A 14,642-nucleotide genomic window follows, 5' to 3' on the forward strand; every position below is an offset into this window, starting at 1 on the left:
GGTAGGTCTCCTAGTTGGCAGTGGTCGCATCCGACGGGCTCGATCTCAGCACGATCTCAGTGATCTCGGCGGGAACGCCTAGTCGGATTGGAAAGCCGTTCCATAAGGCCGTCCCATTGTTCAGGTACAACGTCATTCCTCCAACGTCATATTTTCCAGCGATGAACCCCTGATTCGCGTATCGAGCCACCTGATCTAGGCCGAGTATCATCCCCCCATGGGTATGCCCGGAAAGCTGCAGACTGACACCCGCTGCCGCAGCTGCAGCAGCGCCGACTGGCCGGTGCTTAAGAAGAATCGTGGGGACATCCTTAGGGGAACCAGACAGCGCTCGATTTAGATCCGGGCCGGGAAAACCAAACGAAGGTGCTGCTTCATCCGTTACACCTGCGACAACCACGCTGCCCTCACCCCGTTGGAGCAGAACGTGCTCGTTGAAAAGTACTTTGAGACCCAAGCGCGTAAACTCAGCACCCCAGCGGTCGCAGTCAAAGTAGTACTCGTGATTCCCGGGGATTGCGATCACTCCAAGCGGAGCACGCAGGTTACGCAATGGCGCAACGTCGCTGCGTCGAGCTTCAACGGTGCCGTCGATGAGATCCCCGGTGATTAGAATCGCGTCAGGCTTGAGAGCGTTCGTGCGAGCAACGACTTGCTCGACCCAGTCCGCTTGGAAAAGCTTGCTGATGTGAAGGTCTGTCAGCTGAACGACTCTAAGGCCATCCATCGATTTGGGTAGATCCTTGACTTCAACCTCTAGCCGGCGCACCTCCGGTACCTGGATAGCTTCATGAACGCCGATAGCCGACAGCATCAACGCCAATACTGCAATGGCGCCCCTAAGTCGAACACCGAAGAACGTGTTCAACGCTGTCTTGCGCGCCAATGAGAACGCAACACCGATCACGTCGGCCAGCAGCGTCAACGCCATGAGAAGGACGAAAGCGCAAAACAGCCAGCCTGCAGCAATCACCGCAGCGCGTGGCATCTCGGGCGAGAACATGTTCCCGAAAACGCCGATGAGAATCAGGTGATATTTGGAAATAGCCAGAAGCGCAGCACCCAACAACAACCGCCAGGCAGCGCTGATCGGCAACGGCATGACAAAGCGCCACAGCACATAGAGATAAGCAACAGAGAGATAGACGTGGAACACAGTACGACACCCGCAAAGCCAATTTATCTTGCAATCGTTGAGGTAAATTAATGTAACCTATTCGAAAGCGAAGATTGATTAGCAGAATTGCATCAGTCATTGAATTTTGCTCAACAGTGGATACGCCCATGCCTGTACTTCCCACCAGCCGACTGTCACGAGCAGATCTCGCAGATTTGAATTCTTTCCTAGCAGTAGAACGGCTCAGGAGCTTCACTCAGGCGGCTGTGGAGTTGGGGATAACGACGTCTGCATTAAGTCACTCGGTTCGAAACCTGGAGGCGCGGCTCGGCGTCAGGTTGCTTAATCGCACGAGCAGAACCGTTTCCCCTACTGACGCTGGTGCCGTTCTCGCCAAACGGCTAACCGTTGGGTTTACCGAGATAAGTGCCGCGCTGGCCGCGCTGGATAACCATCGTGATCGCCCATCTGGTCGACTGCGACTGAACGTGTTGTGTGACGGTGCCAGACTTCTTCTCTCTGAATACCTCCCTCGCTTTCTTGAGGCTTATCCTGATGTCTCGGTCGAGGTTGCCGTGGATGACAAGATGGTGGATATCGTATCTGCGGGATTCGATGCGGGCGTCAGGTTTGGCGACACGATCCCGGAGGATTTCATCGCCGTACGGATAAGCGACCCGCTTCGCTGGGTTGCAGTGGCTTCTCCAAAGTACCTGAACACACGGCCTCGGATAGAGGTTCCAGAAGACCTCAAAGACCAGAATTGCATTCAGATTCGCACAGGTAATGGCGTCATCTACCGATGGGATTTTGAAAAGGATGGTGACCACAGAGCCATTGATGTACCGGGCCAGCTTTGCTCAAACGAGACCACGTTCGGTGTGGAGATGGCACTCGCACATTGCGGTATCACGTATTGCCTGGAGGCGCGGGTTCGTTCCTACCTGGATCGCGGAGAATTGCAGGTAGTTTTGCCCGATTGGGCCCCTATTGAACCGGCTTTCCACATCTACTACCCCGGGCGTCGTCAGATGCCACCAGGTCTTCGAGAGCTAATAGATACCCTTAGACTTGGAATCACGTCCTAGTCGTCCATGCCAGCTCTTTCGCAGCACCTCGCGGGGCGAAGGTGCTGCGTCAAGCTTGACCTGTCCATCGACAGGTCAACGGTTCATCAGTGACGTCAGACGCGCTAGTTCACAATGGAGGCGTCTGTTGCCGAGACTGAAGTGCCCTCCGTCCATCCACCTCCCAACGCCTTGTAGAGCGACACCAGGTTGCTGGCCCGTGATACCCGAGCAGCTACAAGACTCTGGTTGGCGTCAAACAAATCCGTCTGGGCTTCCAGTACCGAAAGATAGCCATCGACGCCGCTGCGGTATCGCAGGTCGGACAGCTCAAGACGCCGGGTCTGTGTGCTCTCATACTGCTGCAGGTACTGAATCTGCCGGTCATAGGTGCGTCGGGCTGCAAGCCCGTCTGACACCTCGCGAAAGGCTACCTGGATCACCTTTTGATAGTTGGCAACCTCTATGCGCTTCTGAACCTGGGCGGCATCGAGATTCGCCCTGTTGGCACCTCCTGCGAAGATAGGTACGGATATTTGCGGCACAACGCTCCATGCCCCCTGCCCGCCCTGAAACAAGCCCCGGGTCGAGTGCGATAGAGTGCCGTAGCTGCCAGTGAGCGATACGGTCGGAAAGAATGCCGCGCGTGCGGCGCCAATACTCGCATTGGCGGCAATAAGCGACTGCTCCGCCGCTGCTATGTCTGGACGGCGCTTTAGTAGTTGGGACGGCAGGCCGGCCGGGATGTCGGACAATAGCGCCTGATCGGATAGAGACAACCCAACTGGAAGCCCTTCAGGGATGGGCTGACCGATCAGTAGAACCAGCGCATTTTCATCCTGGGCGCGCGCCCGCGTATAGGCCTCAAGGCTGGCGGATACCTGTTCTACGATGCCTTGGGACTGATGAAGATCGAGCTCGGTCGCGATACCGTTATCAAAACTGAGTTTCGTGATGCGGTATGACTCCTCAGCGTTCTTTAACGTGGATCGGGTCACTGCAAGCTGATCGTCGCTCCCTAGCATTGCCAAGTACTGGTTCGCCACCTGTGATACCAAGAGCATCTCAGCGGCTTCGCGCGTCTGAGCTAAGGAGAAATATTGCGCCAATGCCTCATCCTTCAGGCTTGCGATCCGACCGAAGAAATCCAGCTCCCACGAGACATTAAGTCCCACTGAATACTCGGTTGACAGCTCTGCCCCGTCGCTCGAAAGGTTGCTAGGCGTTCGCTCCCTTGATGCTGAAGCAGCTGCATCCACATACGGCAGTAACTGGGAGCGTGTGATCCGATATTGAGCCCGGGCGACCTCCACATTCAGCATGGCGATCTCAAGGTCTTGATTGTTCCGCAAAGCCAGTGCGATGAGTGCTTGCAGTCGCTGATCGCGAAAAAACTCACGCCACCCTACTTCACTGGCAGGCTGCTCTGCTCTTGCCTGCTGCGCGCCATTGTTGGGCGGCTGTACGAGCCCGCCCTGATAAGCCCATCCCGATGGAAAGCTGTTAGCGATCGCAGGCTCCGGCGCCTCATATGAGGGCTGAAGATTACATCCAGCCAGCGCGACTGCGAGGCATGAACAGGTAATCGCCCCAAAGGCTCTTGCCCTCGACATATCACTGCCCTCCTTGCGTCTGTGGTGCTGTACGCTGCGGTACTTCAGGAGCCGCTTGTGCATTTTGTTTTGCACCAGAGAGCCTGCTCACCAAAACGAAGAACAGCGGGGTCATGAATATCGCAAGGAAGGTAGAGGCCAGCATACCGCCGATCACACCAGTGCCAATGGCATTCTGGCTGGTGGAGCCCGCACCACTGCTAAATACCAGTGGCAAAACACCCAGAATGAACGCCAGCGAGGTCATCAGGATTGGACGAAGACGAAGACGTGCGGCCTCGATCGCTGCCTCCACCGCGCTTCGGCCCTGATCCTGGAGGTCTCTTGCGAACTCCACGATCAAGATCGCGTTTTTTGCAGACAAACCTACGGTGGTCAGCAATGCAACCTGGAAGAACACGTCATTTTCCAGGCCCCGCAACAAAGCCGCTGCCAGGGCGCCAAGAATCCCCAGCGGGACTACCAGGATGACTGAAACAGGAATCGACCAACTTTCGTAAAGCGCTGCTAAGCAGAGGAAGACGAAAACGATGGAGATGGCATACATGATGGGGGCTTGAGATGCCGACTGCCGCTCCTGCACGGAGATGCCTGTCCACGCGTAGCTGATTCCCTCCGGAAGGTCTTTCAACACCTCCTCCATGGCATCCATCGCTTGCCCGGTGGAATACCCATCTGCAGCATTACCATTGATCTGAACCGCCGGCACACCTTGGTAACGTTCGAGCTGAGGCGACCCGTAGATCCACTCGCCGGTACCAAACGTGCTGAAGGGCACCATCTCACCTGCATCATTACGGAGGTACCAATCGTTGAGATTTTCAGGTGTCATCCGCCATTGGGCATCAGCCTGGACATAGACACTCTTGATTCGGTTGTCGAGGTCGAGAAATTTGTTCACATAGGCCGAACCCCAAGCAACAGAGAACGCCTGGTCTATCCCGGCAGCGGTGAGACCCAGCGCGCTGGCTTTCTCGCGATCAATGTTCACTTTGAATTTCGGGGCATCGTTCAGGCCGTTGGGGCGAACGTTTTGAACCACTGGCGAGGCGTTGCCCCGCTCCATCACGCTGTTCCTTGCTCTCATGAGCGCGTCATGACCTACACCACCGCTGTCCATCAGTTCCAGGTCAAAACCAGACACATTTCCAAGCCCTGGAATCGCTGGAGGATTACCCGCAGTGATGTTGGCATCTTTGTAATCCGCAAAGCGTGCGTTCAGTCGGTTCACCAGATCCTGGGCTCTAGGTGCATCGCCGAGCCTGTCCTCGAATGCCTTCATCTGAACAAAGATCACCCCAGAAGTCTGCGCGCGTCCTGGAAAGCTGTAGCCATTGATTTCCCAGGTAGACGTGACGATGTCTTTTTCATCCTCACGCAGATATACGCTTACGTCACTGAGTGCTCGACTCGTCCGCTCTTGGGTTGCCCCCGGTGGCGTTGTGACCACGACGAATATCCGGCCCTGGTCTTCGTCCGGCAGGAAGCCCGTGGGTACGCGCAGAAACATGAAGACAGCAGCGCCGGTAAGCAGAACATAGAGCAAAATGTATCGAGATGAAGCTCGAATAACGCGCTGTACACCGACGTGGTAATTAGCCTGGCCGCGATCAAAGATGCGGTTGAACCAGCCGAAGAAACCTGTCTTTTTTTGATGGTCACGCCCAACAGGTTTCAGCATGGTTGCGCAGAGTGCCGGTGTGAGGATCACGGCTGTCAGCACCGACAGCACCATCGCCACCACGATGGTAAGCGAAAACTGACGGTAGATAGCGCCGACCGAACCACTGGCAAACGCCACAGGTACAAACACGGCACCCAGAACTACTGCGACGCCAATCAGCGCTCCGGTGATCTGGCCCATCGCCTTGCGAGTCGCCTCCTTCGGGCCAAGGCCCTCCTCGACCATGACCCGCTCCACGTTCTCAACCACTACGATCGCGTCGTCAACCAATAGCCCGATCGCGAGCACTAAACCGAACATCGACAAGGTGTTGATGGAGAACCCTACCGCCACCATTGCAGCAAAGGTGCCCAACAACACCACTGGCACAGCGATGGTCGGAATAAGCGTCGCTCTGAAGTTCTGCAAGAAGAGGTACATGATCAGGAATACCAAAACGATGCCTTCAATCAGCGTTTTGAAGACACCTGTGATCGCATCTGTCACGAAGGGCGTTGTGTCTTGTGGGTATTCAATGACCACACCTGGAGGCGCGAACGGTGCAAGCTCTTTCACACGAGCTCGCACACGCTCAGCCACCTCCAAAGCATTCGCACCGGTAGCAAGTTGCACACCAATGGCAGCTGCAGGTTTACCGTTGTAAAGCGTGAGATAGTTGTAGTCTTCACCGCCAAGCTCGACTCGGGCGACATCCTTGACCCTCACCTGCGATCCGTCAGGCTCAACTTTCAGAAGGATATTGCCGAATTCCGTTGGCGTACGCAGAAGGGTGGCTTCGGTGATGGTGGCCTGCAGCATCTGGCCTGGAGCAGGCGGTGTTCCTCCCAGCGAACCGCCTGCGATCTGCACATTCTGAGCTGCGATCGCATTGGTTACATCTGTGGGATTCAGCTTGTAGTTGTTGAGCCTGAGCGGGTTGAGCCAGATCCTCATGGCGAACTGGCGGCCGTAGAGTTGAACCTGCCCGACCCCGTCCAGACGACTTACCGGATCTTGAATATTGGAGGCGACGTAGTTGGCGAGCTCGTCTCGATTCATCGAGCCATCGGCTGAGATGAAGCCTACAGCCAATAGTGTGCTGCTGTTGGACTTAGTGACCTCAATGCCCGTCTGCTGCACCGTCTGTGGGAGCTGAGGTGTGGCAAGCTGAAGCTTGTTTTGCACCTGAACTTGGGCAATATCGGGGTTCGTGCCCGGAGCAAATGTCAGCGTGATCGCCGCCTGACCGAAATCATCGCTAGTCGATGACATGTACATCAGGTGATCCAGGCCACGCATCTGCTGCTCAATTACCTGGGTCACCGTGTTCTCCACCGTGCTGGCGGATGCACCCGGGTAACGGGACTGAATTTGTATTGTGGGTGGTGCAATGGTTGGGAATTGAGAAACCGGCAAATTCAAAATGGCGGCGATGCCGGCTAGCATCAAGATAATTGCCAAGACCCAGGCAAAAATAGGTCGATCAATAAAAAAGTTAGCCATATGGCACGGGCTCGCTGGTTGAGGAGTGAGGGCTATGCGCTAGGGCTAGTGCGGGTGTCGCCACCTTGTGGTGTACCGTCAGCGGTTGAGCCATTGAGCTGGGCGGGGACGGTTTTGACCTTTGCACCAGGTCGAGTTTTGTCGGTTCCCTGCACGATCACTCGATCGCCAGGTTTCAGGCCACTAGTAACAATCCAGTAAGTGCCGCGCGTGCCTGAGGTGGTCAGGACGGCTTGGGAGACTTTGTCATCTGAGCCAACGATCAAAGCGATAGGCCGGCCTGACTGATCGTGGGTTACGCCTACTTGGGGGATCAGCATTGCGCCATTGTTCGTCCCCTCCTCCAAACGTGCCCGCACAAACATGCCAGGTAATAGCGTCCCGTTTGGATTTGGAAAAACGGCCCTTACTGTTACGGAGCCAGTGCCTTGATTGACACTGACATCGGAAAATTGAAGCTTGCCTACCTGTTCGTACTGGCGGCCATTCTCAAGCGTCAGTGTGACCTTGGCAGCATCGTTGCCTTGGGTCTGAAGCCGGCCTTCCTGAATGTCGGTACGAAGCTTTAAGCCGTCGGCGCTTGACTGCGTAAGATCGACATACATGGGGTCAAGCTGCTGCACGGTGGTCATTAGCGTCGCACCGGTAGCCTGCACATAGGCACCTGGTGTGACCTCTGAAAGGCCTATGCGCCCGCTGATGGGTGATACGACATCTGTGTAACTCAGGTTGATCTCTGCACGCTCAACCATGGCCTTACCGGCTGCGACATCCGCTACAGCTTGGCCCTGAGCTGCGAGAGCGTTGTCATAGTTTTGCCGACTGATCGCATTGCCCTCAACCAAGACTTTATAGCGTTGCACTTGTGCATTTTCTGCGACCAGGCTGGCTTGAGCCCGCGCTAAGGTCGCTTTTGCGCTGTTCAAGGCCGCGACGTAGGGGGCAGGGTCAATCTTGTATAACCGTTGACCTGCTTTTACGTTTGCCCCCTCCGTGAACTCTCGCCTAAGCACAATACCGTCCACTCGCGCTCTGACTTGGGATACCAGATAGGCATTGGTACGCCCTGGAAGATTGCTGAAGACTGGTACGGAGCTGGTTTTGACGGTGATAACGCCCACTTCAAACACCTTTGGCGGAGCCGCTGCCTCAGGCTGGCTGCACCCGGCTAATACCATTAGTGAGGCTACGAATCCTCCTCGAAAAACCATGTTTACATGTGCACGGGACATATCAACCTCAGTCTCAATCGCTAAAATTCATTCGTGACTGGCAGCTAGCCTCGGAAGCTCCGAGGCGCGAGGCAACGTCCCCCAGGCGCTGAATTCTCTGGGGCACGATGCGTGGATTTTTGTTTGTCGACTGCGCTTTGAATTACTTGCAGAAGAGATCAACGCTACTGCGAGCGGCGTCTCAAACCCCATTGATGGCTACTGGGTCTCGGCCTTCGGAGAGTTCAAAGGAGTCACAGCCGGGCGTGTCGCCTCATAGGCGTTTGTATCGCTGAGTAGAAGACGGGCTTGCGTACCCCAACCGCCGATGAACACATCTTCTCGACCGTCGCCGTCTAGGTCGCCACGACCCATGCTCCAACTGCGGCCAACTGTGGAACCAGGCATCACATCGCCTGTGACGTCGCGGAATTGGCCCTTTCCGTCGTTTTGCCACGCACGAACCTGGAGAGGCACGAACCCAGGCACATCAATGGCGCCGACGAGCAAATCGGGATTTCCGTCGTGATTGAAATCCACCACGGTTCCACCCCAACTTGAGAACTTGTGCGCAGGCAGACGCCCGGCAGTCTCATCGCGAAAATGACCTTTGCCGTCATTCACCAGGATGCGAGTTTGGGGATCCTTGTCCCAGCCGAAGTTATTGCTGGTGATGTTGAAGAAGACAATGTCGAGATACCCGTCCTGGTTCACGTCGACGACCTGAACCTCTCGACTCTCCATCGGAACTCGCAGGTCGAGTTGCGATGAGGCGTCTTTGAAGTGACCACTGCCGTCATTGATTAGCAGCCGATTTGGGAACGCTGGACTGGCCAATACCATGTCCAAATCGCCGTCGCCATCCATGTCTGCAAGCGCTACTCCCTCGGTCTGATCGTTGGTATCAGGGAGATGGGTCTTCGTGGCATTGATAAAGTAGCCTGGGCGTTTGGGGTCATTTAGAAAAAGCAGATTGCGTGCAGGGATGATCTTCGCATCTGGGGCATAGGCTGTCTCACCTGTGCTGCCAATCACGATGTCAGGTAGCTTGTCCCCATTCACGTCGCCGAGAGCTAGCGCATTACCTTGGCTTGTTTGAGGCAAACGCTCACTGGCATCGGTAAAACCACCCTTTCCATCACCTAGAAATAGTTGATGGATCTCATCCGCCTCGGCCACGAAGACGACGTCCATGTTGCCGTCGGCATTTAAGTCCGCCGCGCGAACGTGCTCGCTGTCGTGGATGCCCTTGCCGAAAGCGCCTGGCTGCTCTACCAAGCGACCCTGGCCATCGTTTAGATAAAGGCGATTTACGCCATGCTCTACGGAGACGACAACATCAAGGTCGCGATCCTTGTCCACATCGATGAAAACCGAGTCGGTTGCATGCAGGCTCGGGGCGATCGGTACATTCGTGGATGTGGCGTCCGCGAAAAACTCCGTTGGTTTGTCAGTCAGAATGTCAAAGGCATCAGACCCGCTCTTCTCCTGATCAGCCCAGGAGCACCCGCTTAGTACTGAAAAAAGGCTCGAGGTTAGCCAGGCGACAGGGGCGTTGAATCTGCTTTTCATGAGGTGTCCTTCAGTCATTAGAGCGTCCAGCGCGAAGCTGCAAAACTCAATTATTCACTGGGAAGTCACCGAGAATTAGGGCGAAAAAATCGAATGGGGCTATGACGTTGCGTCATAAATGAAATGGGTATGGCCCGGAAAACCGCACCGGGATATGATCCGCTCACGGGATGGGCACACCGTTTATGACATGGGTAACTAAATGTTTCAAGATGAAATGGGTAGCCTCATGGCTTTTGTGGCCGTGGCGGAGGAGCGTAGTTTTACGCGGGCGGCAGGCCGACTGGGCACTTCCCAATCGGCGCTGAGCCATAAAATTCGCAGGCTAGAAGCACGCTTGGGAGTTCGTCTTCTCACAAGAACCACTCGCAGCGTTTCACCAACCGCTGCTGGCGAGCGATTACTAGAAACACTGAAGCCTGCACTAGCTGACATCACTGCCCAGCTTGAGAGCTTGACTGATGTGCGGGATAAGCCTGCCGGTTCCATCCGGATTACCACAGCGGATCATGTAGCTGAGACCATTTTATGGCCTGCCCTCAATCGATGGCTGCCCAAATACCCTGACATTGAGGTAGAGATCACCGTCGACAATGGATTCGTGGATATTGTCGCCGAGCGCTTCGACGCAGGTATCCGGCTTGGCGAAAACTTGGACAAGGACATGATCGCTGTTCCGATCGGGCCGATGGAGCGCTGCGTCATCGTCGGCTCGCCTTCGTATCTGGCCAAATACCCCGTGCCTACTCACCCTGATCAGCTCGTCAACCACCTGTGTATCAATCGCCGTTTCCCCAGCTTGAACGGTAAGTCTGCCTGGCACTTTGAAAAGGACGGCCAAGCGACACAGGTTCGGGTGTCGGGTCAGGTAGCTTTCAATCGACCAGAGATGATCTTAGAGGCCGCCGTAGCGGGATACGGGCTGGCATGCCTGCTGGACTCTCAAGTCATTCACCAAGTCGAAGCGGGACGCTTGGTGAGAGTGCTGGACGATTGGTGCCCTGCCTTCCCTGGCTACTACCTGTACTACCCAAGCCGCCGACAAAACACCTCGGCGTTCCAGTTACTCGTCGAAGCTCTGCGGTACTCTAAGTCAGAGTGACATCAAGCGAATGCCCCGACATTCAGGTGCGGTTCCGGCAAAAATTTTAGATGATCAAACAAAGTGATTACGCCCAGCCAAAACCGCGAAGATGACCTGGAGCGCCGCACAAGCCAGCAACAGCGCTAGCGGCACTTCCCATCCGCCAAAAAGATCATGAAGCCAACCGCACATGAATGGGCCTGCTGCGCCGATTGAGTTAGCTAGGCAGGCGTGAGCCGGGCTCTGACGAGCAATGCAAGCAATACGAAACCGCCACCCAGGCAGCCTATGAACGCTAAACCGATATGGTCTATCAACAACCCTCCGGCGACAGAGCCAAGCATGATTCCAACGTTAATTGCACTGACATTGAATGCGCCTACGAGCTGAGCGTTGGCACCGGCCCGGCGTAGCACATCGATCCCTGTCATGAGGCCCGCAGCTGCGTGACAGCAGCCCACTGCTGCGATGACGAAAGGAATCATCCACACCGTGGTGCCGAACAGGGATAAGGCCGTCAACGAAATTGCGAGCACGATAAGCAGGCGTTTAAACATGCCCTCAAGTGGATCTGGTATGTGCCTGGAGACAACAAGGTTACCCACGATGTCGGCTACACCGTATAACGCCAAGACAGGTGTGACGTATGCGAATGGGAAATGGGTGTAACGGACGAGGAAGGTAGCGAGGTAGCTGAACACCGCCATTATCCCCCCGAAAATCAACAAGTAGCTCAGCAGTGCCCGCACAATGTCGGGGCGGCACACCGCCCTGAGTCGCTCTGACAATGTAGATTGGAGCTGAGACCCATCTCTCTCAGGCACGTGAATCCAGCGAATGACCATTGCCAAAGCTAGAGCGCTGAGCACCGCCATCAGCAGCAACGCATCTTCCCAACGCCAGGCATCGCTCACGGCCTTACCCAGAGGAACGCCTACCACCGATGCGATCGAAGCACCGATGAGCACTCGGGAAACTGCAAGACTTTTAGCCTCAGGCTTGGACATGGCCGCAGCGGCCAATGCAGCATTCGTCCAGAACATCGCGACACCTACCCCGCCCAATGCGCGGCCTATCATCAACAAGGCGAAATTGTCAGTAAGCGCGCAGATGGTATTGCCGAGGAACAAAGCGACACAGGCCGTGATCAGTAACAAGCGTAGACTGACTCTGTGCGTGAACGCCGCTATTAACGGCGCACCCACGCCCATGCCCAGTGCAAAGGCCGTGACAAGCCAGCCGGCATTACCCACGGTTATCTGTAGCGCAGACGCGATTTCAGGTAGCAGCCCTGCGACGATGAATTCTGAGGAAAGCATGACAAACGTGGTGAAAGTCAGAGCATAGACTTTGGGGTTAAGCGAGTGAGCCATAAATGTCCAACATCTCTAATGAAAGCGGGTGCGGCTTGAGTGGAACAAGGCTGATCTGTACAGCCTGCAAATTGGGACGGTCTGTGGACTCTGTTTTCAAATGTGCACTTCTACATCCTCATCACTGCTTTGCGTTCGGCTACCCAGGTTCCGTGACTCACTATGCGTAGAAGCTCTAAGGCTTACGGCCAGCTGAAGATCACGGTTTCGCTTACGATTGTTTTTCATATGTGCACCCTACTCGCCTCCACTTCAGCCCCTACACCCCAACCCCCCACGACGGAGACCTGTACGATCCAGTTCGAAACCGGCAGCGAGCTCACCTTACCTGTAGCCCGAACGGCTGACGCGATGAAGCAGGGCTTGATGGGAAAAGACAATCCGGGGCCAGGCGTGATATTCGTGTGGCCTGAGCCCGGTGTCCGAGGCGTATGGATGAAAAACACGCCAGCCCCTCTCTCCGCAGGATGGATCAGTGCAAAGGGTGAGCTTCAGACCATCCTGGAGTTGGAGCCGCAAATTATGGAAAAGCGATCGTCATTCGAACCTGCCATAGCCATCATCGAAGTGCCCAAGGGGACGTTCCAAAAGGTCGGAATCAGGATCGGCGACCAGGTTGCGAAGGCAGACTGCTTGAGCTTTCGCTGAGCAGCCTCCTCCTGGGTATTCTGAGCAGATTCTTTATTTTGGGGTGATACGGATCAATCGGCCCGCAGCATCATCAGTGATCACCCAGAGCGCTCCGTCCGGGCCCTCTTTGGCATCGCGGATTCGCTGATGTTGATCCTGAAGCAGCCGCTCCTCACCAACAACCTTGTCGCCCTGAATGACCAATCGTGCTAGATGTTGACCGGCCAGCGCAGCGACAAACAGGTTATTTTTCCATTCAGGAATTAGCTTGCCGGAATAGAAGGTCATGCCGCCAGGTGCAATCGTGGGATCCCAGTAATAGCGGGGCTGATCTGTTCCTTCGAGCTGCGAGCGACCGCCGTAAATCGCAGTGCCGTCGTAATTGGTTCCGTAGGCTGCCAGTGGCCAGCCGTAGTTATGCCCGCGCTTGATGAGGTTGATCTCATCTCCACCTTGCGGGCCATGCTCCGCATCCCAGAGCTCTCCCGTTTCCGGATGGAAAGCGAGTCCTTGCGGGTTGCGCTGGCCATAACTCCAAATCTCTGGCCGCGTGTGGTTTTCAGCTTTAGGATCGCCAGCGTAGGGGTTACCCGGCGCGGCTTCACCGTCGGTAGTAATTCGCAGGATCTTGCCCAGCCAACTGTAGAGCGATTGAGCCTCATCGCGGTATGGGGAGAAGAATCGCTCCGCGAGGGATACGTAGAGATAGCCCTCTCGGTCAAAAGCTAACCTCGAACCATAGTGTTTTTCTCCAACGATACCCGGCTCAACCCGGATAACCGTTTTAAGTCCGGCAAGATTGTAGCGAGGCGGCTCACCCGCGCGGGTTTCGACTGCCAGTTTGGCTTTGGCGACGACGATCCCATTTTCTTCCCCTCCTCTTGGCTCCACGTAGGTGAAGTACACCATGCCGTTCGTTGAGAATTTGGGATCGGTAATAATGTCCAGTAATCCGGCATCTGCGCCATAAACCACTCGCGGCACACCCTGAACATCACCAACGATCTCTCCCGTTCCAAGATCGACGATCCTCATAGCTCCAGGCTTTTCAGTAATGATCGCGCGATTTTCCCCAATGAACGCTAGCCCCCAAGGATGATTCAGATTTCGGGTCATCACCTTCGTGTCGATAGCAGCCTTTGTGACGACTGCTGGCGCCTGAGTCTGACCTATGAATGCGGGCTGCTGCTTGGGATTGATTGGTGCGTTGCGGGGTAGCGGCTGTCCAGGTTTGATATTCGCATCCGGCGCGCGTGTCCCCTTGGTCGGTATATCTTCCATATCGATGACTTGAGCAAATGCTGTTGCGCTCGACAGGCTAAGCGCGGCCACCATGGCCAAAGCGGTCGTTCTCATAACTGTCTATCTCCAAAAAAGCGGTGTGAGAGATCGGTCGACGATCGTCAACGGCGTGCTCTTGAGATTCCAAATCGCGCCGAGACACCGATCAGAAATCGGAGCACCTGGAGGTGTGCGGCGGATTATCGAAATGGACTAGCGCAGTTCTCGGGCGCAGTCATTGAGTCAGATGGCTATTGTCACCCAGATATTCATGAGTGTTTTTCAACGCGCCGTGCGATTGAAATCAACCTGCCAAACCTATCTTAGGATTTGCGCTGGGAGAGTTGCGTAGCCCTTCAGCGCCAGATGGACTCGCCCAACGCCTGAAGATCACTCGGCTCAGGTTGTCTTGTACTGTCTCGATGTGGCCGATGTCGAAAGATTGGCTGGCCACAACCCCAGCAGGGCTCCATCTCTATGGAAAATCCGAAGATGTACGGGGCTTCCCTATCAACGAGGAGCTGCTGA

Annotated in this window: 10 protein-coding genes; 3 read left to right on the forward strand and 7 right to left on the reverse strand. The window is 55.5% G+C overall.

Annotated features, from left to right (window positions below):
* Window positions 1-10 precede the first annotated feature (10 nt).
* A complete protein-coding gene (locus tag RYA97_RS07160) occupies window positions 11-1,156 on the reverse strand; it encodes a metallophosphoesterase (protein ID WP_316892027.1) in 1,146 nt (381 codons plus the stop codon).
* A gap of 128 nt (window positions 1,157-1,284) precedes the next feature.
* Here RYA97_RS07160 and RYA97_RS07165 point away from each other — a divergent pair, with 128 nt between their 5' ends.
* Entirely contained in the window at window positions 1,285-2,205 is a 921-nt protein-coding gene (locus RYA97_RS07165; protein ID WP_003435176.1) for a LysR family transcriptional regulator, read from the forward strand.
* Between the two features lie 104 nt (window positions 2,206-2,309).
* On the opposite strand, the gene RYA97_RS07170 is transcribed toward RYA97_RS07165, so the two are convergent.
* From RYA97_RS07170 to RYA97_RS07185, 4 genes are all read right to left on the reverse strand, one after another.
* Window positions 2,310-3,797, reverse strand: a complete 1,488-nt coding sequence (locus RYA97_RS07170; RefSeq protein WP_016981760.1) for an efflux transporter outer membrane subunit — start codon at window positions 3,795-3,797, stop codon at window positions 2,310-2,312.
* A 1-nt stretch (window position 3,798) separates the two neighbouring features.
* On the reverse strand, window positions 3,799-6,963 hold the full coding sequence (locus RYA97_RS07175; protein WP_003435172.1) for an efflux RND transporter permease subunit: 3,165 nt from the start codon (window positions 6,961-6,963) through the stop codon (window positions 3,799-3,801).
* A 32-nt stretch (window positions 6,964-6,995) separates the two neighbouring features.
* A complete protein-coding gene (locus RYA97_RS07180) occupies window positions 6,996-8,141 on the reverse strand; it encodes an efflux RND transporter periplasmic adaptor subunit (RefSeq protein WP_003435170.1) in 1,146 nt (381 codons plus the stop codon).
* Between the two features lie 252 nt (window positions 8,142-8,393).
* Window positions 8,394-9,746, reverse strand: a complete 1,353-nt coding sequence (locus tag RYA97_RS07185; RefSeq protein WP_316892028.1) for a VCBS repeat-containing protein — start codon at window positions 9,744-9,746, stop codon at window positions 8,394-8,396.
* Window positions 9,747-9,948: 202 nt separating this feature from the next.
* Here RYA97_RS07185 and RYA97_RS07190 point away from each other — a divergent pair, with 202 nt between their 5' ends.
* Window positions 9,949-10,848, forward strand: a complete 900-nt coding sequence (locus RYA97_RS07190; protein WP_003435167.1) for a LysR family transcriptional regulator — start codon at window positions 9,949-9,951, stop codon at window positions 10,846-10,848.
* 203 nt (window positions 10,849-11,051) lie between these two features.
* Here RYA97_RS07190 and RYA97_RS07195 read toward each other — a convergent pair whose 3' ends face one another.
* Window positions 11,052-12,203, reverse strand: coding sequence for an MFS transporter (locus RYA97_RS07195; protein ID WP_003435165.1), 1,152 nt, complete (start codon window positions 12,201-12,203; stop codon window positions 11,052-11,054).
* Window positions 12,204-12,554: 351 nt separating this feature from the next.
* On the opposite strand from RYA97_RS07195, the gene RYA97_RS07200 reads away from it, so the two are divergent.
* Complete coding sequence (locus RYA97_RS07200) at window positions 12,555-12,851, forward strand: DUF192 domain-containing protein (protein ID WP_016981765.1); 297 nt, start codon at window positions 12,555-12,557, stop codon at window positions 12,849-12,851.
* Between the two features lie 33 nt (window positions 12,852-12,884).
* Here the strand turns inward: RYA97_RS07200 and RYA97_RS07205 are convergent, their stop codons facing one another.
* Window positions 12,885-14,189, reverse strand: coding sequence for a PQQ-dependent sugar dehydrogenase (locus tag RYA97_RS07205; protein WP_005777246.1), 1,305 nt, complete (start codon window positions 14,187-14,189; stop codon window positions 12,885-12,887).
* Window positions 14,190-14,642 lie beyond the last annotated feature (453 nt).

The sequence above is a fragment of the Pseudomonas syringae group sp. 26L6 genome, from assembly GCF_032587815.1.
Lineage (GTDB): Bacteria > Pseudomonadota > Gammaproteobacteria > Pseudomonadales > Pseudomonadaceae > Aquipseudomonas > Aquipseudomonas amygdali.

Excerpts from the sequence above, each read along its gene's own strand:
- RYA97_RS07170 (WP_016981760.1), bottom strand. The coding sequence starts at position 3,797 with ATGTCGAGGGCAAGAGCCTTTGGGGCGATTACCTGTTCATGCCTCGCA.
- RYA97_RS07190 (WP_003435167.1), top strand. The coding sequence starts at position 9,949 with ATGTTTCAAGATGAAATGGGTAGCCTCATGGCTTTTGTGGCCGTGGCG.
- RYA97_RS07165 (WP_003435176.1), top strand. The coding sequence starts at position 1,285 with ATGCCTGTACTTCCCACCAGCCGACTGTCACGAGCAGATCTCGCAGAT.
- RYA97_RS07185 (WP_316892028.1), bottom strand. The coding sequence starts at position 9,746 with ATGAAAAGCAGATTCAACGCCCCTGTCGCCTGGCTAACCTCGAGCCTT.
- RYA97_RS07205 (WP_005777246.1), bottom strand. The coding sequence starts at position 14,189 with ATGAGAACGACCGCTTTGGCCATGGTGGCCGCGCTTAGCCTGTCGAGC.
- RYA97_RS07175 (WP_003435172.1), bottom strand. The coding sequence starts at position 6,963 with ATGGCTAACTTTTTTATTGATCGACCTATTTTTGCCTGGGTCTTGGCA.
- RYA97_RS07195 (WP_003435165.1), bottom strand. The coding sequence starts at position 12,203 with ATGGCTCACTCGCTTAACCCCAAAGTCTATGCTCTGACTTTCACCACG.
- RYA97_RS07200 (WP_016981765.1), top strand. The coding sequence starts at position 12,555 with ATGAAGCAGGGCTTGATGGGAAAAGACAATCCGGGGCCAGGCGTGATA.
- RYA97_RS07180 (WP_003435170.1), bottom strand. The coding sequence starts at position 8,141 with ATGGTATTAGCCGGGTGCAGCCAGCCTGAGGCAGCGGCTCCGCCAAAG.